The 19,822-nt window shown below is 65.4% G+C and carries 19 protein-coding genes and 1 tRNA gene; 7 read left to right on the plus strand and 13 right to left on the minus strand.

The window, feature by feature from the left end; all coding sequences use genetic code 11:
* Positions 1–4 precede the first annotated feature (4 nt).
* Positions 5–643, minus strand: coding sequence for a pyridoxamine 5'-phosphate oxidase (gene pdxH / locus ACU8YE_RS00960; protein ID WP_446927925.1), 639 nt, complete (start codon positions 641–643; stop codon positions 5–7).
* Positions 644–847: 204 nt separating this feature from the next.
* Here pdxH and ACU8YE_RS00965 point away from each other — a divergent pair, with 204 nt between their 5' ends.
* From ACU8YE_RS00965 to ACU8YE_RS00975, 3 genes are read left to right on the plus strand one after another with little or no spacing between them, the layout of a single operon-like run.
* Positions 848–1,333, plus strand: coding sequence for a sugar dehydrogenase complex small subunit (locus ACU8YE_RS00965; protein ID WP_316658301.1), 486 nt, complete (start codon positions 848–850; stop codon positions 1,331–1,333).
* A complete protein-coding gene (locus tag ACU8YE_RS00970; RefSeq protein WP_446927926.1) occupies positions 1,333–2,943 on the plus strand; it encodes a GMC family oxidoreductase in 1,611 nt (536 codons plus the stop codon). The genes ACU8YE_RS00965 and ACU8YE_RS00970 overlap by 1 nt, the downstream gene beginning before the upstream one ends.
* 1 nt (position 2,944) lies before the next feature.
* A complete protein-coding gene (locus ACU8YE_RS00975) occupies positions 2,945–4,228 on the plus strand; it encodes a cytochrome c (protein WP_440076785.1) in 1,284 nt (427 codons plus the stop codon).
* Between the two features lie 22 nt (positions 4,229–4,250).
* On the opposite strand, the gene ACU8YE_RS00980 is transcribed toward ACU8YE_RS00975, so the two are convergent.
* Positions 4,251–6,536, minus strand: coding sequence for an AsmA family protein (locus ACU8YE_RS00980; RefSeq protein WP_446927927.1), 2,286 nt, complete (start codon positions 6,534–6,536; stop codon positions 4,251–4,253).
* Between the two features lie 81 nt (positions 6,537–6,617).
* Here ACU8YE_RS00980 and tcdA point away from each other — a divergent pair, with 81 nt between their 5' ends.
* Complete coding sequence (tcdA, locus tag ACU8YE_RS00985; protein WP_260802850.1) at positions 6,618–7,523, plus strand: tRNA cyclic N6-threonylcarbamoyladenosine(37) synthase TcdA; 906 nt, start codon at positions 6,618–6,620, stop codon at positions 7,521–7,523.
* Between the two features lie 12 nt (positions 7,524–7,535).
* On the opposite strand, the gene ACU8YE_RS00990 is transcribed toward tcdA, so the two are convergent.
* From ACU8YE_RS00990 to trxA, 4 genes are all read right to left on the minus strand, one after another.
* On the minus strand, positions 7,536–7,859 hold the full coding sequence (locus ACU8YE_RS00990) for a thioredoxin family protein (protein ID WP_260802849.1): 324 nt from the start codon (positions 7,857–7,859) through the stop codon (positions 7,536–7,538).
* 97 nt (positions 7,860–7,956) lie between these two features.
* Positions 7,957–8,373 carry a bacteriohemerythrin gene (locus ACU8YE_RS00995; protein WP_260802848.1) on the minus strand — a complete coding sequence of 139 codons (417 nt, stop codon included), beginning with the start codon at positions 8,371–8,373 and terminating at the stop codon, positions 7,957–7,959.
* 81 nt (positions 8,374–8,454) lie between these two features.
* Positions 8,455–9,120: a DsbA family protein gene (locus tag ACU8YE_RS01000; protein WP_446927928.1), complete on the minus strand. Its 666-nt coding sequence runs from the start codon at positions 9,118–9,120 to the stop codon at positions 8,455–8,457.
* Positions 9,121–9,129: 9 nt separating this feature from the next.
* Complete coding sequence (gene trxA / locus ACU8YE_RS01005; RefSeq protein ID WP_446927929.1) at positions 9,130–9,975, minus strand: thioredoxin; 846 nt, start codon at positions 9,973–9,975, stop codon at positions 9,130–9,132.
* A 210-nt stretch (positions 9,976–10,185) separates the two neighbouring features.
* Here trxA and ACU8YE_RS01010 point away from each other — a divergent pair, with 210 nt between their 5' ends.
* On the plus strand, positions 10,186–11,892 hold the full coding sequence (locus tag ACU8YE_RS01010; protein ID WP_232042251.1) for a long-chain fatty acid--CoA ligase: 1,707 nt from the start codon (positions 10,186–10,188) through the stop codon (positions 11,890–11,892).
* Between the two features lie 28 nt (positions 11,893–11,920).
* Here ACU8YE_RS01010 and ACU8YE_RS01015 read toward each other — a convergent pair whose 3' ends face one another.
* The 5 genes from ACU8YE_RS01015 to ACU8YE_RS01035 form a co-directional block, all read right to left on the minus strand.
* Complete coding sequence (locus tag ACU8YE_RS01015; RefSeq protein ID WP_232042252.1) at positions 11,921–12,715, minus strand: ankyrin repeat domain-containing protein; 795 nt, start codon at positions 12,713–12,715, stop codon at positions 11,921–11,923.
* Positions 12,716–12,726: 11 nt separating this feature from the next.
* The gene (locus tag ACU8YE_RS01020; RefSeq protein WP_260802845.1) at positions 12,727–13,485 is read right to left on the minus strand and encodes a gamma-glutamylcyclotransferase; all 759 of its coding nucleotides are present in this window, start codon (positions 13,483–13,485) and stop codon (positions 12,727–12,729) included.
* Between the two features lie 136 nt (positions 13,486–13,621).
* Positions 13,622–13,697: transfer RNA gene (locus tag ACU8YE_RS01025), tRNA-Cys, on the minus strand.
* Positions 13,698–13,761: 64 nt separating this feature from the next.
* On the minus strand, positions 13,762–14,115 hold the full coding sequence (locus tag ACU8YE_RS01030; RefSeq protein WP_012761517.1) for an FKBP-type peptidyl-prolyl cis-trans isomerase: 354 nt from the start codon (positions 14,113–14,115) through the stop codon (positions 13,762–13,764).
* Between the two features lie 42 nt (positions 14,116–14,157).
* On the minus strand, positions 14,158–14,709 hold the full coding sequence (locus tag ACU8YE_RS01035) for a YaeQ family protein (RefSeq protein ID WP_446927930.1): 552 nt from the start codon (positions 14,707–14,709) through the stop codon (positions 14,158–14,160).
* A gap of 172 nt (positions 14,710–14,881) precedes the next feature.
* Between ACU8YE_RS01035 and ACU8YE_RS01040 the strand changes: the two genes are divergently transcribed.
* Both ACU8YE_RS01040 and ACU8YE_RS01045 read left to right on the plus strand, forming a co-directional pair.
* Positions 14,882–17,743, plus strand: a complete 2,862-nt coding sequence (locus tag ACU8YE_RS01040; RefSeq protein ID WP_446927931.1) for a DUF2339 domain-containing protein — start codon at positions 14,882–14,884, stop codon at positions 17,741–17,743.
* On the plus strand, positions 17,740–19,062 hold the full coding sequence (locus ACU8YE_RS01045; protein WP_232042255.1) for a DUF3999 domain-containing protein: 1,323 nt from the start codon (positions 17,740–17,742) through the stop codon (positions 19,060–19,062). Before ACU8YE_RS01040 ends, ACU8YE_RS01045 begins: the two co-directional genes overlap by 4 nt.
* A gap of 63 nt (positions 19,063–19,125) precedes the next feature.
* On the opposite strand, the gene ACU8YE_RS01050 is transcribed toward ACU8YE_RS01045, so the two are convergent.
* Together ACU8YE_RS01050 and ACU8YE_RS01055 are read right to left on the minus strand one after the other, a co-directional pair.
* Positions 19,126–19,509 carry an MAPEG family protein gene (locus ACU8YE_RS01050; protein WP_232042256.1) on the minus strand — a complete coding sequence of 128 codons (384 nt, stop codon included), beginning with the start codon at positions 19,507–19,509 and terminating at the stop codon, positions 19,126–19,128.
* A 76-nt stretch (positions 19,510–19,585) separates the two neighbouring features.
* Positions 19,586–19,807 (minus strand): RNA-binding S4 domain-containing protein, encoded by a 222-nt coding sequence (locus ACU8YE_RS01055; RefSeq protein ID WP_024976310.1) that lies wholly within the window; start codon positions 19,805–19,807, stop codon positions 19,586–19,588.
* Positions 19,808–19,822: the final 15 nt, after the last annotated feature.

A 19,822-nucleotide genomic window follows, 5' to 3' on the forward strand; every position in this document is an offset into this window, starting at 1 on the left:
CCCGCTACGGGGCGAGGCGGACGATCTTCCAGCTGCCGTCAGCCTGTTTCCGGTACTCCAGCCGGTCGTGCAAGCGCGATGGGCGGCCTTGCCAGAATTCCAGCCGCTCCGGCACCAGACGGTAGCCGCCCCAGTGCGGCGGGCGCGGCGGAGCATCGCCAAAGCGTGCGCGATATTCGGCTTCGCGAGCCTCCAGCGTGGTGCGGTCGGGCACTTCGCTGCTCTGCTCCGACGCCCACGCCCCCAACCGCGAGCCCAGCGGGCGCGAATGGTAATAGGCGTCGCTCTCGGCGTCGCTCACTTTTTCGACAATGCCCTGGACGCGCACTTGCCGCTCCAACCCAATCCAGTGGAACAGCAGCGCAGCGCGCGGGTTTGCGGCCAGTTCTTCGCCCTTGTGGCTGGCGTAATTGGTGAAGAAGGTGAAGCCGCGTTCGTCCAGATTCTTGAGCAGCACGATGCGGGCCGAGGGCTGGCCGTGCGGATCTACGGTGGCGAGCGTCATGGCGTTGACTTCAGCCACCTCCGCCTTCAGGGCCTCGTCGAACCAGCGGCGGAACTGGCGCAAGGGGTTGGCGTCGACGTCGGCGATGTCGAGCGAAGCGCGGGCGTAATCGGTGCGGATATCGGCAATGGAGGTCATGAGCGTGGCGGATGCGGCATGCGAACGGCCCGAGTATAGACAAACGCCGCCCAATGTCCTTTGCTTGCGCGCAAGGGCTGGCACGGTTTGCGCTTGGGGCGGGGTGCTGGCGATCTGTCATGCGCCGCCTATATTGGCTAGTCAAGGGCGTCAGGCTGGCGGCGCCTGCCATCTTCCCCACAAAAATTTCAACAGGATGTCGAAATGGCCCCCCGTTCCCATTTTCCCGACACCGCTGCCGGCCTGACGCGACGTCAGTGGCTGCAGGGCACATTGGCGCTGGCCGCGGCCGGGCTGGCGGGCTCGCAGGTATTGCGTGCGGTCGCCCAAGCCCCGACTGAATCGCTCGATGCCTTCATGGCGTTGTCACAGGCGCTGACGGCGCGGCCTGCACTGGACCGCGCCGTTGGCACGCGATTGCTGGCGGCGCTGGGCAAATCCAGTGCCGATTTTGCCGCGCAATTGCGGCCGCTGGCGCAGGCGTTGGCGGCGGGCTCGCTTTCCGATGCGCAGCAGAAGACCGCGCTGCAGATTCTGGAAGCGTGGTACCTGGGTGTGGTCGACGGCAATGTCGTCACGTACGAGCAGGCACTGATGTACAGCGTGGTCTCCGACACGCTGGTCATCCGCACATACTGCCCCAACCAGCCCGGCTTCTGGGCCGAACCCCCTGTCGAGAGGCAAGCCTGATGGCCGATACCCAACAAGCCGATATCGTGGTGGTGGGCTCCGGCGTGGCCGGAGCGTTGGTAGCGTACGAGCTGGCGCGTGCGGGCAAGTCGGTGCTGATGCTCGAAGCCGGCCCGCGCCTGCCGCGCTGGGAGATCGTCGAGCGCTTCCGCAATCAGGCCGACAAGATGGATTTCATGGCGCCGTATCCGTCGACGCCATGGGCACCGCATCCGGAATATGGTCCGCCCAACAACTACCTCGTGCTCAAGGGCGAGCACCAGTTCAACTCGCAGTACATCCGGGCGGTGGGCGGCACGACGTGGCACTGGGCCGCATCGACGTGGCGCTTCTTGCCGAACGACTTCAAGCTGCGCAGTGTGTACGGCATCGCGCGCGACTGGCCGATCCAGTATCAGGATCTTGAACGCTATTACGGCCTGGCCGAAGAGGCCCTGGGCGTGTGGGGCCCGAACGACGAAGATCTGGGCTCGCCGCGCAGCCAGCCCTATCCCATGGCGCCGCTGCCGCTCTCGTTCAATGAGCGCACGATCAAGGAAGCGCTCAATGCGCACGACGCGAGCTTCCACGTGGTGACCGAGCCGGTGGCGCGCAACAGCCGCCCGTACGACGGCCGCCCGACCTGCTGCGGCAACAACAACTGCATGCCGATCTGCCCGATCGGCGCGATGTACAACGGCATCGTGCACGTGGAGAAAGCCGAGCAGGCCGGCGCCCGGCTGATCGAGAACGCCGTGGTCTTCAAGCTCGAAGTCGGCCCCAACAAGCGCATCGTGGCCGCGCGTTACAAGGACTCGAAAGGCGCCGAGCACCGCGTGGAAGGCAAGTGGTTCGTGCTGGCCGCCAACGGCATCGAAACGCCCAAGCTGATGCTGATGTCCACCAGCCAGGATTTTCCGAAGGGCGTGGGCAACAGCTCCGACATGGTGGGGCGCAACCTGATGGACCACCCTGGCACCGGCGTGAGTTTCTATGCCGACCGCAAGCTATGGCCGGGGCGCGGGCCACAGGAAATGACCTCGCTGATCGGCTTTCGCGATGGGCCGTTCCGTGCCACGCAGGCTGGCAAGAAACTGCACCTGTCGAGCATCTCGCGCATTGAGCAGGAGACGCAGCGCATCTTCAAGGAAGGCAAGCTCATCAAGCCCGTTGAACTGGATGCGCGCATCCGCGACCAGGCCGCGCGCTACGTGCAGTTCGACAGTTTTCACGAGATCCTGCCGCTGCCGGAGAACCGCATCGTGCCCAGCGCGACCGAGGTCGATGCCATCGGTATTCCGCGCCCCGAGATCACGTACCACATTGACGACTACGTCAAACGCAGCGCCGTGCATACGCGCGAGGTTTACGCCACGGCGGCGCAGGTGATGGGCGGCACCAATGTCGAGTTCCACGACGACTTCGCGCCCAACAACCACATCACCGGCGCAACCATCATGGGCGCCGATCCGAAAGACTCCGTGGTCGACAAGGATTGCCGGACGTTCGACCACCCGAACCTGTTCATCAGCAGCAGCTCCACCATGCCGACCGTGGGCACCGTCAACGTGACGCTGACCATCGCGGCACTGGCACTGCGCATTGCCGACCAACTGAAGAAGGAGGCGTGAGATGAAGACGATCGCTTCTTTCTCGCTGCTGTTGCTGACCGGCCTCGTGGCCAATGCCTGGGCCAAGGACACGCCCGCTGACACTGCGCAAATCAAGCGCGGCGAATACCTCGCCATTGCGGCGGACTGCGCGGCCTGCCATACGGCGCCCGGCGGCAAGCCCTTTGCCGGCGGCTTGCCGATGCAGATCCCGATGCTGGGCACCATTTACAGCAGCAACATCACGCCCGATGAAAAGACCGGCATCGGCAAATGGACGTACGAAGAATTCGAGCGTGCCGTACGCAAGGGCGTGGACGACGACGGCAACAACCTGTATCCGGCCATGCCGTATCCGTCGTTCGCGAAGATCAACGATGCGGACATGCGCGATCTCTATGCGTACTTCCGCAACGGCGTGACAGCGGTGCAGAACGATCCGCCACAAAGCACCATTCGCTGGCCGTTGAACATGCGCTGGCCGCTCAAGCTGTGGAACCTCATCTTCCTCAAGAGCGAACCGTACGTTCCGAAGGCCGACAAGTCGCCGACGTGGAATCGCGGTGCGTACCTCACGCAAGGCCTGGCGCACTGCGGGACGTGCCATACACCGCGCGGTTTCGCCATGCAGGAGAAAGCGCTGGACGAGCGCGGCAGCGGCTATCTGGCGGGCTCGACGCTCGCGGGCTGGACGGCGTTCAACATCACGTCGGACCCGACGAGCGGCATCGGCGCGTGGAAGCCTGAACAGCTCGTGCAATACCTGCGCACCGGCAGCGTGCCTGGCGTGGCGCAGGCCGCAGGGCCGATGGGCGAAGCGGTGCAGCACAGTTTTTCGCGGATGACGATGCAGGACGTCGAGTCCATCGCCGAATATCTGCGCACCGTCCCTGCCGTGAGCAACAACCTTGAGCGCGCACGGCAGGATTGGGGCAAGCCTGCCACCGATGTGACCGCGCTGCGCGGCAAGCCCATCGAAACCACGATCGACGCCGCGCGCCTGTACCTGGGCAATTGCGCCACGTGTCACCAGGCCGATGGACGTGGCACGCCCGATGGCTATTACCCGCCGCTGCTGCACAACTCCACGGTCGGCACGCGGGACACGACCAACCTCGTGCAAGTCATGTTGTTCGGCATTGAGCGCAAGGCGGGCGACAGGCATATCGGCATGCCGGCGTTTGGGCGTGACCTGTCCAACGAGCAGCTCGCCGCGCTGACGAACTACGTCACGCGCCAGTTTGGCGATCCGGCCACACCGGCGGTGACGGCCGAGGCCATCGCAAAGCGGCGCTCAGCAAAGTAGCGGGGATGATGCGGGCGGCAGGTCAGCCGCCGGTCGTGAGTGGGTCGCGCGACGCGGGTGCTGCGGGACGCTTCTGTGTAGCAGTCTTGCCCGAGTCCGGCTGCGTCGATTTCAAGTCGCCCTCCGGCGTGCGGCCAGGGTTCTTGCTGTGATACGTCTTGCCCGGCGGTGGCGCGGTCGGGCGCTGGCGCACATCGGCGAGCAGCTTGCCGCAGGCGCTTTCGGGGGCGGGCTTGAGCTCGAGCACCGGCAGTACCGCCGCCACCGGCGCCGTCAACGCCAGGGCCACTGCACCGCCTGCCCGCAGTGCTACGACGGCCGGGTTGATCGACACATCCGGATGCTTGTATGTGCCCTTCACATACAACGGCGTACGCAGCGAAAACACGCGCAGCCCCTTCGAATCCGGGTGAATGGTGAAGTCCAGGGCCTCCTGCTTGAAGCTCGTCGCGCCGGTCACGTCGATGACAGCATCCTGCGTATCCACCACGAACGTGCGCGCCTGCGCCAGGCCATTGCTCACGGCAAAGTCGCCGGCCGCGCAGTTGATGGTGACCTGCTTGTCGCCGAAAAGCTTGGTGAGGATCACGTTGCCGACGTTCAGCCCCATGGCTTCCAGGATGAACTTGCTGATGGTGCCTTGCTCCACCAGGATCTTCACCTCGCCGTTCGATGAACCGAGCAGAGCCGCCACCGAATTGCCCGTGGCCGAGAGACGCGCATCGCCGTTGATCTCGCCCACGCTGGCGCGCACCGATTCGATCTTCGGGAACAGTTGCTTGATCTTGAAGTGCCGTGCCGCCAGCGCCGCGCGCGCCTGCATGGGCGTAGCGTGTCCGTCGAGCTGGATGTTGGAGGAAAGCGTGCCGCCCGCAATGCCGAAGTTGAGCGGGTCGAGCGTCAGCACCGCGTCCTGCAGCTTGACGTGCGTGACGAGGTGATTGATCGGCAGATCTGCAGTGTGGACGATGCGCTCACCGGTGAACTTCACGTCGGCATCAATGGCGTTCCAGCGATCGGTACGGAAGGGCTCGACCGGCAGTACCTTGTCGGGGGGCTGGCGTACGGTTTTGCTGTCGCCTGGGTCGGCGCTCGGGTCGGCCCGCTTGGCCTTGCTGGCGTTGGAGTCGGCGCCGATGATTGGCGCGAGGTCGGCAAACAGCAATTGATGTGAGACCAGTTCGCCCGTCAATTGCGGACGCGGTTGGCGCATCGCAAAGGTGAGCGTGCCGCCCAAATCTGAACCACCCACGCGTCCCGTGAATTTTTCGTAGCGCCACGTCGAGCCTTGCCTGCGAAGTTCGCCGATCAGCCGGCCGCGGGTGTCGAACGGCGGCGTATCCGGCAGCACCACGCCGGTCAGCGGATACAACTGCGCCATGCTTGCGCCCGATAGGTGCAGGCGTAAGTCGATGGCCGTCAGGCTGGCGGGGTTGGTCAGCGTGCCTGCCAGGTCAATGCGTGTCTTGCCTACCGTGACGTCGGCCTGCAGCGGGTAGGGCCGTTGAGCATCTTGCAGGCGCAGCACGCCGCCGGCCTTGCCGCTGCCCTTGATGGTGGCGTTGTTGTAGGTGCCCTTGACCGTCCACGCGATGCCGTAAGGCTGCTGCGGATCCGGCACCGTCGGCGTCTGTGCGGCGCTATCGGATGCTGCCGCGCCGGACGCCGTCGGCACCGTGGCGGGCTGGTCCGCATTCCGGATGGCTGTGCCGTTGGCGGCGGTGTATAGCGTCTGGTTGTCGACGGTGTCGATCGTCGCTGTCAGGTGAACGCGCTTGATGTCATCGTCAAGGGCCAGCGAGCCTTTGCTGAAGGCGATCTCGCGCAGGTCCAGTTTCCAGTCCGACGGCTTCTTGTTGTCGCCCTCGCTGCCCGCCAGATCGAAGGTCCAGTTGTTGCGGTTCTGCTTGTCGCGCTCCAGCGCAATGGCGGGCGTGTCCAGCGTCACGCTCGGGATGACGATGCGGTGTGCCAGCAGCGGCAGGGCCTCCAGCACAAACGTGAGCTGATGGATGGTGGCCACGTGAGGCTGTTTCGCCCAGTCCGGATTGCCGACGGTGATGTCGTTGGCAATCAATCGCGGCCAGGGTACGTACGCGCGCCAGCCGGATTCGCCTTGGGGCTTCTTCCACGTGAGCATCAGGTCGCCGTTGATGGCGAAGGGGCGCCCGATGGCTTGCGAGACGCGATCATTCAGATACGGCTTGGCGCGGTTCCAGTCGAACGTCAGCACAAAGATGACCGCCGCTGCCACGATGACGACGGGTGTGATGACCAGTCCGAGGGCGAGTTTGCCGGATGTACGCATCGTCTTCTTGTTGGTATTGGCACAAAAATGCGACCGCGCACGTTGATATATAGTTCGGCGCAACCACGATTCCATTGTGTCATGAGCCAAGTAGCAATCAGCGCGCCAGCGCACCCGCCTATCCTCGATGATGAATACGCGCGCCGGTTTGGCGGTGTTGCCCGGTTGTACGGGCCACAGGCGCTTGAGCGTTTTGCGGCGGCGCACGTGTGCGTGATCGGCATCGGCGGTGTGGGGTCGTGGGTGGCCGAGGCCGTGGCGCGCTGCGGTGTTGGCAAGTTCACCCTGATCGACCTCGATCACATCGCTGTGTCGAACACCAACCGGCAGATTCACGCGCTGGGCGATGCGTATGGCATGGCCAAGGTCGACGCCATGGCCGAGCGCATCCTGCAGATCAATCCGCGCGCCGAGATCAGCCGCATTGATGATTTCGTGACGGTCGAGAACGTCGAGGCATTGCTCGGCCATCCGTTCGATTACGTGATCGACGCCATCGATGCGGTGAAGGTGAAGACGGCCATCATCGCGTTCTGCAAACGTACCGGCAAACGCGTCGTGACGTGCGGCGCGGCTGGCGGCCAACTGGACCCGACACGCATTCGCGTGACGGACCTCTCGCGCACGATTCAAGATCCGCTGCTTGCCAAGGTGCGCGGCAACCTGCGCCGCCAGCATGGCTTTCCGAAAAACCCGAAGTCACGCTTTGGTATCGACGCAGTCTTCTCGGATGAGCCGCTGCGCTACCCAGAACCTGAACAGCAGGCGTGCGATGTCGAGTTGCCGGTCGAGTCGAGCCACGCCGGTATCGACGATCTTGCAGCGGCTGGGGATATTGCCGTGGTCAATGCGCCGCCCGCTCCGCAGCCTGCGCAGCAGGGGCCGCAGGGCCTTGCGTGCGCGGGCTTTGGCTCGTCCGTATGCGTGACAGCGGTGTTCGGGATGGTGGCCGCGTCAACGGCGCTGCGCGCGATCGCCGGCGTATGACGGCCTGCTGCCTTAGCGCGGGATGACCTGATCGAGCTTCTCGCGGATGATGTCGGCATACACGCCCGACCATCCGTCTCGCGGCTGGCTGTTGGCAAAGACCACAAAACCAGGCATGACCGATACGCCGTATCGATCGGCGGTGTGCTGGTTTTCGTCGAAGTCCATTGTGACGAATGTGGCGCGTCCGGCGTAGCTTGATTCCATCTGTTCGAGGCTGGCCACGGCCGACTGGCTCGGGTGGCTCCACTCCGCGGCAAAGCACACCACCACCGGGTTGCGTTGCGAGGCGTCGATCACATCGGATTGAAACGAGGCATCGTTGACGATCTTCATGGGCGCTCCCAGCGTGGAGTGGACGCCCGCGCAACGAAGGCCAGCGGGCAGGGCCACTTTGACTCTAGGCAGCAGACCGCCGGTCGACAACCCGCGTTCAGTCGACGTGCTCGATGTTGCGCACGGTGTTGCCCACTTGCGCCAGGTACGTCGTCATCATGCGGTCCATCACGTCGACATGCTGGGCAAACCAGGCGGGCAATTCCGCCACAAGGCGTCGGCCCAAGTCCATCTCGCCCGCAGCGGCGCGCTTGCGCACTTCGCGGCACAGCGCCAGCACGTTGTCGTGCTCACCGCGGTGGCAGTGGCGCGGGGGGAAGTCCGCGGCGTCCATCCACGCGTTTTCTTCACCGAAATGGTGCTCGGTATGGTCGATGAAAGCGTCGAGCGCGGGAATGAACTCGGCGTCCGAAGCATCGGCAATGGCGTTGAGCAGGACGCAGAATTCGGCGTGGTTGGCGTCGGTGGCGGCGTCTCCGAGTTGGAGCGCCTCCGACCATTCGATCACGGGCATGGCAGGCTGAAGAATTGGATGGGCGAGGCGGTCAGCTTAAGCGACGGCCACCTCGCCACAGTTTGACGTCGGGCAAACGTGTTAGCCGGCGTCCGGTGCGGGATGCTGCTGCAGCACTTCTACCGCCCGTGTGTACAGCGCCACCGATGGCGCATAGCCACGCCCGATCTGGTACAGCGTGCCGCCTTGCTCGGCCAGCAGGCTGGGAAACCCGGTGATGCCCCAGCGGCGCGACAGGCGGAAGTCTTCGCGCGTTTCGTCGCGTAGCGCGTCCGTGTCGAATACGGCATCGAAGTGTTCCGCCTCCACGCCATTGGTGAGCGCAACGTCGCGCAGCACATCGGCTTGTGTGGTGTCGCGGCCTTGGGCGTAGAAGGCGTGCTGGATGGCATGGAAGACGATAAGCACGCGTTCGTCGTCCTCGGTCCAGTGTTCGCGCGCCATGACGACGGCGCGGCAGGCGGGTTCGGTGTCGTAGACGAAGTCGTCGCGGCGCATGGCCACTTCGGGCGACTGGTCGAACGGCATGCCGCTGCGTTCGGCCACGGTATGCCAGTGGTGGAGGATTTCTTCGCGCTTGTCTGCGGCCATCGGCTCCCGCTGGCCGGGGCGCAGGCCGCCGGTGATGAGCGTAACTGGAACCGGCGCGCCAAGGGTGTCGGCCAGCCGCTTGCGCAGGTCAGCCAACTGCGGGCCGAAGCCGTAGCACCAAGAACACATTGGATCGGCTACGTAGATCAGTCGCATGGCGGCTCCTCAGTTCAGTTTGGACGCAAGCTGCCGGCGCCAGTGCGAAACCGCCTGCGGCGCGTCGCGCATCATGTCAAATACCGAGACCATCGTTTTGCGAGCGACGTCGTCCCGGAATGTGCGATCCCGCTCGACGATGGCGAGCAATTGCTCCAGGGCCGCCTCGTAATCCTGGCCGGCGATGTACTGCTGCGCCAGATCAAGCCGCGCCTGCAGATTGCCGGGCTCCGCTTCCACGACCGTGCGCAGGGCGCCTGCATCGGGCAGCGTATCGGCCCGTTCAGTGGCCTTTAGCCGTGTTTCCAGCGGGGCATAGCGCTCGTCCTGCGGCGCCTTGGGGGAGAGCAATGCGAATTCGCCCTGCGCGGCATGCGCGTCGCCGCTATCCAGCAACAGGTTCACCAGTTCAAAGCGGGCAGCATCGAAGCCGGGGTCGAATGCCAGCGCGTTCTGGAACGCTTCGCGCGCATGGGCGGTTTCGCCGGCTTGGCTTGCGGCCAGCCCTTCGCGATACGCGATTTCTGCAGGCTGCGGAATCACCCGGTCCAGGAAGGCGCGCAATTGCGTTTCAGGCAAGACGCCAACGAACTGGTCGACCGGCTTGCCATTCACGAACGCCACCACGTACGGGATGCTGCGCACGTGGAACTGGGCGGAAAGCGCCGGGTTTTCGTCCGAGTTGATCTTGGCGAGCTTCCATTTGCCGGCGTACTCGGCTTCCAGCTTTTCCAGCATCGGACCCAATGTGCGGCACGGACCGCACCATGGCGCCCAGAAATCAACCAGCACCGGGACCTGGCGAGAGGTTTCGATCACTTCTTGCGCGAAATTCTGCGAGGTGATGTCGCTCATCGTCGGGATTCTCCTGAGGGGCGGTGGCGCCGGCACACGCGCCGGCGAGAGGTATCGTGCATTTTACTTGGGGGTGGAGCGGACCGTTTCCAGGAAGTCTGCCCGCCGTTTGTTCGCCGCAATAACGTATGTCAGGACAACGGTTGAAAATAGAACGATCGTTCGGATACCATCCGGTAAAAACAACACACAGATTTACGGAGACATGGCATGACACGACCGCACTTCCAGTTCTGGCCCCGACGTTTGCCGCACAACATCAGCTCGCCGCAAACGAGCCTTTGGTACAACCTGGAAGTGTCTGCCCGACGCTATCCGGACAAAGACGCGATCATCTTCTACGGTCGCCACACCACTTTCCGTGAGCTGCATGACGATGCAGTCGCCGTGGCGGGGTGGTTGCAGCAGGTGGCGGGAGTGCAGAAGGGCGACCGCGTGTTGCTGTACATGCAGAACTGTCCGCAATTCATGGCCGCGTATTACGGCATCCTGCGCGCCGACGCGGTGGTCGTGCCGGTCAACCCGATGAACCGGCCGGAAGAATTCAAGCATTACATCACCGATGCGGGCGCCGCCACGGTCATCTGCAGTGCAGATCTGGCCGTCAACGTGACCACCGCCAACGCCGATCTGCCGGAAGCGCAACGCACCAGGCACCTGCTGGTCACGTCGTACGCCGATGCACTGCCGGCCCAATACGAGTTTCCCGAGGACGCGCCGCCTGCGTGGATCACCGCGCAGCATCCGGCGCAGCCCGGCGCCGTTGCATGGAACGACGCACTCGCGCAGCGCCTCGTGCCGGGCCCGCACACCGCCGGGCCGGACGACCTGGCGGTGATGCCGTACACGTCGGGCACCACGGGTTTCCCGAAGGGTTGCATGCACCCGCACCGCACGGTGATGCACAACATCGTCGGTGGCTCGATGTGGTCGAACGGGACGAAGGAGGGCGTGAGCCTGTCGATCATCCCGTTGTTCCATGTGACCGGCATGCAGTACGGCATGAATGCGCCGATCTACATGGGCTCCACGGTCGTGATGCTGCCGCGCTGGGATCGCGAGGTGGCGGGGCGGCTGATCTCGCGCTACAAGATCACGCATTGGACGAACATCCCGACCATGGTGATCGACTTCCTGGCAAGCCCGCAGCTGGCGGAGTTCGACCTGTCGAGCCTGGCCTACATCGGCGGCGGCGGCGCGGCGATGCCGCAAGCCGTGGCCGAGCGCCTGCTGAAGGATTTCAACCTCGCGTATCAGGAAGGCTACGGCCTGTCGGAAACCATCGCGCCCACGCACAGCAACCCGGCCGATCGCGCCAAGCAGCAATGCCTGGGCATTCCCGTGTTCAACACCGACGCTCGCATCGTCGATCCGCAGACGCTGCAAGAACTGCCGATCGGCGAGGTGGGTGAAATCATCGTCAGCGGCCCCCAGGTCTTCCTGGGCTACTGGGGCAAGCCGCAGGCCAGCGCAGAAGTCTTCATCGAGTTCGAAGGCAAGCGCTTCTTCCGCACGGGCGACCTCGGCAGGATGGACGAAGACGGCTACTTCTTCCTGACCGACCGTCTGAAACGCATGATCAACGCCTCGGGCTTCAAGGTCTGGCCGGCCGAGGTGGAGAGCCTGCTGTACAAGCACCCCGACGTGCAGGAGGCCTGCATCATCGGCACGCGCGACGCGTATCGCGGCGAGTCGGTCAAGGCGGTGGTGGTGCTCAAGGCCCACGCCAAGGGCAAGACCACTGAAGACGACATCATCAACTGGGCGCGCGACAACATGGCCGCCTACAAGTACCCGCGCGTGGTGGAGTTTGTGGATGCGCTGCCCAAGTCCGGCACGGGCAAGGTGATGTGGCGCACGCTGCAGGAGCAGGAAAACGCAAGGAATGAGGCGGCCGAGAAACCGGCGGCGGCATAAACAGAAAGGGGCCTCAGAGGCCCCTTTTTCAATGTCCGCGCGCCTTGAACAGGAGCGCGCCGATGCCGTGGAAGCCCCGCTGACGCGCATGCCGCATCGGCGTGACGCCCCCGCGGTCGGCCAGGTTCGGGTCGGCGCCCCCGTCGAGCAGGAGTTGCACGGTCTTCTCGTATTTGTCGCTGCCATCGCCCAGGGCCACGGCTTCGATCAGCGCGGTCAGGCCCAGGTTGTTGGTGGCATCGGGCGGTACGCCCGCCTTCACGAGTTCGCTGACCACTTCCACGTAGCCACGGCGTGCAGCCGGGATGAGCGCAGTGTCGCCGTCAGCGTTGGTGGCGCGCAGGTTGGCACCGTGCGAGAGGGCCAAGCGCACCGTTTCCGCATCGCCCTGGATGGCAGCGAGCAGGAAGGCGCTGTTCTGCGTGTTGTCTTGCAGGTTGACGTCGGCGCCGGCCTGGATGAGCAAGCGTGCCGCCGCACCCATGTGCGCCATGACGGCGGCGATGAGCGCGGTGCGCCCGTCGGCATCACGCGCCTTGAGGCTGGCACCCTCGGCCAGCAACGACTGGATGGCCATCGTGTTTCCGGCCTGCGCGGCCAGGATCAGGTCGCGGTCACGCGTGGCCGGGTCGCTGCGGCGGACGGGGCGGGCGTCGGGCGCATGTGCCGCGCCGGGTGCCACTTTGGCGCTGGCGTTGGCTGCAACATGCACGATCGGCAGATGCTGCTCCTGCCACGCGTTCGCCATGTCGCCCACGGCCAGTGCCATCCCCAGCATGACGCCGATGAGCTGGTTGATCGCGGGGTGCGGAGCGATGAGCATGGCGGGCGGGTTCAGGCGCTGAGGTAGGGATCGGGCAGCGGCGCGGTGTCGGTTACGTCCATTGCGTCGGTTGCGTCGGTTGTTGCGGAGGGGGCGTTTGCTGCGTCGGTCTCCTGCAGGCGCGACCAGAGGCGATCCAGATACGGATCGTGCAGCCCATTGCTGGCCAGGCCGATCAGCGTGCGCTGCAGGTATTCGCGTGCCGGGCCGTACAGCCCGACCGCCTCGCGCAGGCAGCCGACCACGCGCTCGTCGGGCAGGCGGCCGGCATAGGCCTCGTGCGCGCGGTTCATGACAAACGCCAGCGCCAGGACGCGTTGGCCATTGATTTCGGTGGGCAGCCAGCGGGGGAGGTACGCGCCGGTCAGCATTTCGCGGCGCCAGAGCACCCGGAATTCATGCTCGGCATGCTCGCGCGGAACGCGGAAGGCCACGCCACGGCAGCTGCCGCCACGGTCCAGGCCGAGTACGAGCCCGGGGTTATCCCAGGTACCGCGGTTGATGCGGGAATAAAGATAGAAGCCGCGGTGATAGCCGTGCACCGTGGCGCGGGCGGCCTCGGTGTGGAAGATCATCGGGTTCCAGATGAGCGAGCCGTAGCCGAACACCCAGGCGTCCTGGCATTCGCCGTGCGCAGCAGACAACCGCGCGAGCGTCGATGCAAGCGACGCTTCCAGCGCAGTCTCGGTCAGCAACGACGACGCGACGGGCGAATCACCCAGGGCGGCGCGCAACCGGTTCTGTTCGAGATCCTCTCGGGTGACGGCCATGTCGCAAGCATAGAGCAATCGTTACGAGTGGTCACGCGGACGGACGGCCGATGGCCCGGAAACGGGGCGTTGCGAGGCTCGGGGGGCGTGTGACTATGGCGCGGCCGCAACGGTGGAGCATGCGCTGCCGGAAAACTGGAGGCGGGGGAACGGAATTGAACCGTCTTATACGGCTTTGCAAGCCGCAGCATTGACCACTCTGCCACCCCGCCGGGGGAGGCAGCTTGCGATGCGCCGTGTGACGCATCGCAAGCCGGGGCGGATTCTAGCGCAGGATCAGACTTCCAGCAGATCGACCTCAAAAAGCAACGTTGCGTTCGGGGGGATCACGCCGCCCGCGCCGCGTGCGCCGTAGCCCAGGGCCGCCGGGATGATCAGCTTGCGCGTGCCGCCGACCTTCATGCCTTGCACGCCTTCGTCCCAGCCCTTGATGACCATGCCGCCGCCCAGGTGGAAGGCGAAGGGGTCGTTACGGTCCTTGCTGGAATCGAACTTCTTGCCGGCCTGGCCGTTTTCGTAGAGCCAGCCGGTGTAGTGCACGGTGACGTATTTGCCGGCCGTGGCTTCAGCGCCGTCGCCGACGACGACATCCTCGTATTGCAGGCCGCTTGCGGTGGTTTCGATGGTCATGATGAGCCTCGTGGAGTGGCGTGGGTGATGAGGGGAAAGGGCTCAGGCGGCGTCCGCGGCCTTGAGCGTTTCAAGCTGGACGTGGACGTTGTCCGCGTCGTTGGCGATCCAGATATCGCCGTCCTGGATGGTGACCTGCAGACGCATGGTGCGTTCCACCATGGCGGCCAGCGCAGCCACGGTGTCCGCTGCAACTTCGTACACCGAGACGTTGGCAAAGCGCGTGATCTTGGTCTCGATTTGTTGCCACCACACGCGGCTCGCGTTGCCGCTATATGTATAGACGGCGACCTGCTCTGCGCGGTTGCTGGCCTTGCGGACGCGCGTGTCGTCGGGGTTGCCGAGGTCGATCCACAGCTCGATGGCGTCGGTCAGGTCGCGTTGCCAGAGTTCGGGCTCGTCGGGCTCCGACAGGCCGCGTGTGAAGGCCAACGTTTCGCTGGCGTGGCGGGCGAAGGCGAGCACGCGCACCATCATGCGTTCGTCGTTCTCGCTCGGGTGGCGGGCAACGGTCAACGCGTGGTTGGCGTAGTAGTGGCGATCCATGTCGGCGATCTGCAGATCGACCTTGTAGATCGTGGATTTCAGGGCCATGCGGGTGGTCGGTGGATGGGCCGTTTTTGGCAAAGCGCGCATTGTCGCACGGGCCGATGAACCTGACGGCATTGGCGGGCCGCATTCCCAACGGCGGCTGTTTGCGGTATACGAGCGGTGCGTGCGCTAGTCGGCGCACGTTTTTCCTATCCAAACCAGGACAATCAGAACGATGCGTTGGATATTCGGAATCGTGGGTCTGTTGCTCGGAGGCCTGTCGGGGGGCGTCGTCGGGGCGTTCTTTGGGGCGTTGATCGGTCTGGGACTGGCATCGCTGATTTTGTACATGGACAAGCGGGCCAGCGCGCAGTGGGCAAATCCGCCCGACGCGCCGGACGCAACCAGCGCTGCGCAGGGCTATGCGCCCGCGCAGGCTGCCATGTCGCCACAGCCGGCCACGCTGCAGGAGCGGGTGGCGCAGCTTGAGCACGAGGTAACGCTGCTGCGCCGGCAGATGGCTGAAATCAAAGGTGGAACGTTTGCAGTGCCTACCGCGGCTGAGCCTCCTGCCGTTGTGCTGCCGCCGACCGTGGCCGAGGCGTTGCCGCCTGTGGAGGCACCTGCCGCGCCTATGCCGACGCCGCAGGTGGCGGTTCCACAGCCAATCCCTCAGCCTGTTCCCCAGGCCGTGCCGGTTCTGGCGCCGCACGAGCCCGATTGGGTGGAGCGTGCCGTCGGCGCTGCCCGCGACTGGCTGCTGGGTGGCAACAGCGTGGTGCGGGTCGGCATCCTGATCCTGTTCTTCGGGGTGGCATTCCTGCTCAAGTACGCAGCGGATAACAGCCTGCTGCCGGTTGAGTTCCGGCTGGCGGGTGTGGCGGTCGGGGCGATTGTGCTGCTGGGCATCGGCTGGCGCCTGCGTGAGAAGCGTCCGGGCTATGCGCTGGTGCTTCAGGGCGGCGGGGTCGGGGTGTTGTATCTCACGGTGTTTGCCGCGACGCGCATGGTGCCGCTGCTCAGCCCGGGGATGGCGTTTCCGCTGCTGGTGCTGATCTGCGCGCTGGCCGCCGGACTGGCCGTCAAGCAGAACGCGCCGGCGCTGGCCTTTACAGGCAGCGCAGGCGGCTTCCTGGCGCCGATTCTGATCTCGACGGGCCAAGGCAGCCACGTGGCGCTGTTCAGCTATTACGCGCTGCTCAATGCGGGCATCTTCGCCATTGCGTGGTTCCGGGCGTGGCGGGCGCTGAATCTGCTGGGCTTCGTCTTTACGTTCGGGATTGCCACGGCGTGGGGCGTACTGCGTTACCAACCGTCGTTGCTGGCGAGCACCGAGCCGTTCCTGATCCTCTTCTTCCTGATGTATGTGGGCATTGCGCTGCTGACCGCGCTGCGTCGCCATATCAGTCTCACCAACTACGTTGACGGCACGCTGGTGTTCGGCACGCCGCTGGTGGCAATGGGGCTGCAGGCGGGGCTGGTGCACCACATTCCGTTTGCGATGGCGTGGAGCGCCACCGCGCTGGCCGCGTTCTATCTGGCGATTGCGGGCTGGCTGGCGCCCCGGCGTGCCAGCCTTGGTCTGCTGTACGAGGCGATGTTCGCGCTGGGCGTGATCTTCATCACGCTGGCGATTCCGCTTGCGTTCGATGGGCGCACCACCAGTGCGGTGTGGGCACTGGAAGGCGCCGCCGTGGTGTGGCTGGGCGTGCGCCAGCAGCGTCGGTTGGCGCTGGCGGCCGGCTTGCTCCTGCAGTTGGCAGCGGGCGCGGCATTCGCCGTGGATGCTGTGTTTGATTGGGCGCCGCAGCACGGCTGGGCCGTGCTCAATAGCCGCTATATCGGCGGCGTATTGATTGCGCTGGCGGGCGTGTTCAGCGGCTGGCGCCTGCATGGCAAGGCGGAGGCGGGGTCGTGGCTGAAGGCCGCGCCGGTGCTCGGCATTGTTGCGTCGGTGTGGGGCTTGCTGTGGTGGCTTGGCAGCGGCAGCAACGAGATCGACCGCTGGGCCTGGCGCATCGCCAGCAAGACCGTCGGCCGCCCGGATATTCCGCTGTACGCCGCCTTCGCCCTGCTGACGGCGTGGGCTGCGCACGGCCTGCGCCGCAAGCTCGATTGGGCACTGGCCGAATGGCCTGCGCTGGCGTTGTCGCCGGTGCTTGCGTTGACTTCTCTGGCTGCGATCGAGCACTGGGCACCGTCACCGCTGGCCGGCTGGGGCGGGCTGGTGTGGATTGCGGCCGTGGTGCTGGCCTTCGTGCTGCTGCGCCGCCAGGAACGCGACGTGAAGGACACCATCCTCGCGCCGCTGCATACCGTGCTGTTCTGGATGATCTGCGGCGTACTGGCGACGGAAGGCTACTGGCGCCTGGATGCCTACGTGCCCGAGGGCACCTGGAGCTTCGCAGCCTGGGCCTATGCCTACGGCGCGTTGCTTGCCCTGCTGGCTGGCGCAGGCTGGCGCATCCGCTGGCCCGTCGCCCGCTTTGAGCGCGCCTATCTGCTGTGGGGCGCTGCACCGCTGGCTGCCCTGCTGTGGTTGTGGAGCCTGGCGAGCGCCGCCAGCGACGGCAATGCCGCGCCGCTGTTCTACCTGCCGATTCTCAATCCGCTGGACGTGGCGCAACTGCTGGTATTCCTCGCTATCGCGCTGTGGATGCGCCGTGTGGCGCTGCAGAAGCTGGTGCCCGAGCCGATGGTGATCGGCTACGCCATCGGTGCGACGCTGTTCATCTGGGCCAACGCGGTGCTGCTGCGCACGCTGCATCATTGGGCCGATGTGCCGTACACGCTGGACGATCTGGGTGACTCGATGCTGGTGCAGGCGTCGCTGTCGATGTTCTGGACGGTGCTGGCGTTGGCGGTGATGGTGTTTGCCACGCGGCGCGCCAGCCGCGCGCTGTGGTTCACCGGCGGGGCGCTGCTGGGCGTGACGGTGGTCAAGCTGTTCCTGTTCGACCTGTCACGTGTCACGGGTGTGGAGCGCATCGTGTCATTCATCGGTATTGGCGTGCTGCTGTTGCTGATCGGCTATTGGTCACCGTTGCCGCCGAAGCCCAAAACCAGCGCCGATGCTGAAACCGGGGAGGTTCTGTGAAGAAGGTTGTTCTTGCGATGGCTGCGGCATCGCTGTTGTCTGCGCCGGCGTGGGCCGAACGCTTTGCGCTGACCGGCACGCCCGGCGCGCCTTACTACGCCGTCACGCTCACCGAAGACGTCTACGCCCATGCGCACGAGGCCAGCCTGGCCGATCTGCGCATCCTCAATGGCGACGGCGAGCCCGTGCCGTTCACCATCGACATCCCGCGCGATCCGCCGCCACAGGCACGCACGCTGCACGACGTGCACTGGTTCGCCACGCCCATCGACGATGCGCAGAAGCCGGGCGCCGCGGGTGTCGTGCTCGGTACCGATGGCGTGCTGCGTGCAACGGGCGTGCAGCTATCGCAGGCGTCTGTCCGTGCGTGGGTGGTCGACCTCAGCCAGCTTCGTGACACGGTGACGGCGCTGATCGTTGCGCTACCGGCCGCCGAATTCCAGAGCGGTGTGAGCGTGCAGGCAAGCGATGACTTGCAGCATTGGAGCCCAGTCGCCCAGGCCACGCTGTTCCGCCTGTCCAACCAGGGCAGCACGCTGGTGCAGGATCGCATCGAGTTCACGGGGCTGCGGGCGAAATACTTGCGCCTGACGTGGCAGGGCAAACCGCCTGTGCCGGATGCCGTGCGTGCAGAGTTGGCCGCCGGGGCTCCGGTTGCGCTTGCGGATAACGCCACCCAGTGGCGCTCGGGTCTGGCGCCGGTGCAAACGCCCGCCGCCGGCGATTACTACTTCGATACCGGCGGCGTGTTCCCGGTCGAACGCGTGAAGATTCATCTGCCGCAGGCCAACACCGTCGCGCAGGCGACGCTGTATGCGCGTGCCGACGCCCAGGCGCCGTGGCGACCGGTGACGTCCGCGCGCCTGTTCCGGCTGGCTGGGGCTGAGGGGAAAGGCGAGCAGGAAAACGCGGCCATCACCGTGCCCGCCACGGGCGAGCGCTACTGGCGTCTGCAGGTCGACACGCGCAGCGGTGGCCTGGGTGCCGGCGCGCCGCAGTTGGCGATCGGCTGGCGTCCGGCCACGGTCACGTATGCGGCGCGCGGCAATGTGCCGTTCATGCTGGCGGTGGCGGAAGTGGCGCGCGGCAATCCGGTCGCACGCGCGGATTTGCTCGCGGGTGCATCGCCCGCCATTGCGCAGGCACAACTTGGCGCGATGAGCGATTCGCCTGCCGATGCGCTCACAGCAGAGCCGCCCGGCGGCCGCAAGCGCCAGTGGATCCTGTGGGGCGCGCTGTTGGCAGCGGTGGCCGTGCTGGGCGGCATGGCCTGGCGGTTGTTCCGCGCGCCGTCCGTGCCGCCGGATGCATCGACGTAATCCGCATTGCCCAACAAAAACGGCGCCACCTGGGCGCCGTTTTTCGTTGAGCAATGCGGATGGTCAGTGCGCGAAGGCCGGTTGGACGAACAGCGCAACGCACAGGGCAAAGCCTGCAAACCACGTCAGCGAACGCAGTGGTGCCCAGTCGGCGAGATAGCACACCGTGTACAGCACGCGCGCCACGATGAATGCGATGGCCAGCAGGTTGATGCGGTCGATCACGCCGCCGCCCAGGATGGCCACCAGCACAGCCACCGCAAAGAACGGAAACGCTTCAAAGTGATTCTGCTGTGCGGCTGCGGCACGGGCCGCTACGCCGGTCTGCTGTGCGAGCCACCCGCGTGGGTTGCGGTTGTCGTACCGCGGGCCTTTGGCCTTGGCGATGCCGACAGACACGATCGGCAGCACCGCTGCCACCAGAACGCACCAGAGGGCGATCGGCATGGTCAGTCTCCTGGATGTGGATGGGTGTGAAGGTGACGCACCCTAGCACAAGGTGCGTTTTCAAACACCTGAGGCGCTAGTCGACACCCTGCACGGCAATGCGCACATCCCCGAGCATGACCACCTGGCCTGCGCGAATCTTGGCAGTCTTGCGCAGTTCCGGCTGGCCGTCGACCGTGACCGCTCCGTCGGCGACAACCGCCTTGCCGGCACCGCCGCTGTCCACCACGCCAGTCAGTTTGAGCAGCTTGTGCAGCTCGATGTATTCGGTGGTCAGGGCGAAATCGATATTGGGCATGAATGGATTACAGCG

The sequence above is a fragment of the Ralstonia sp. VS2407 genome (assembly GCF_052950655.1).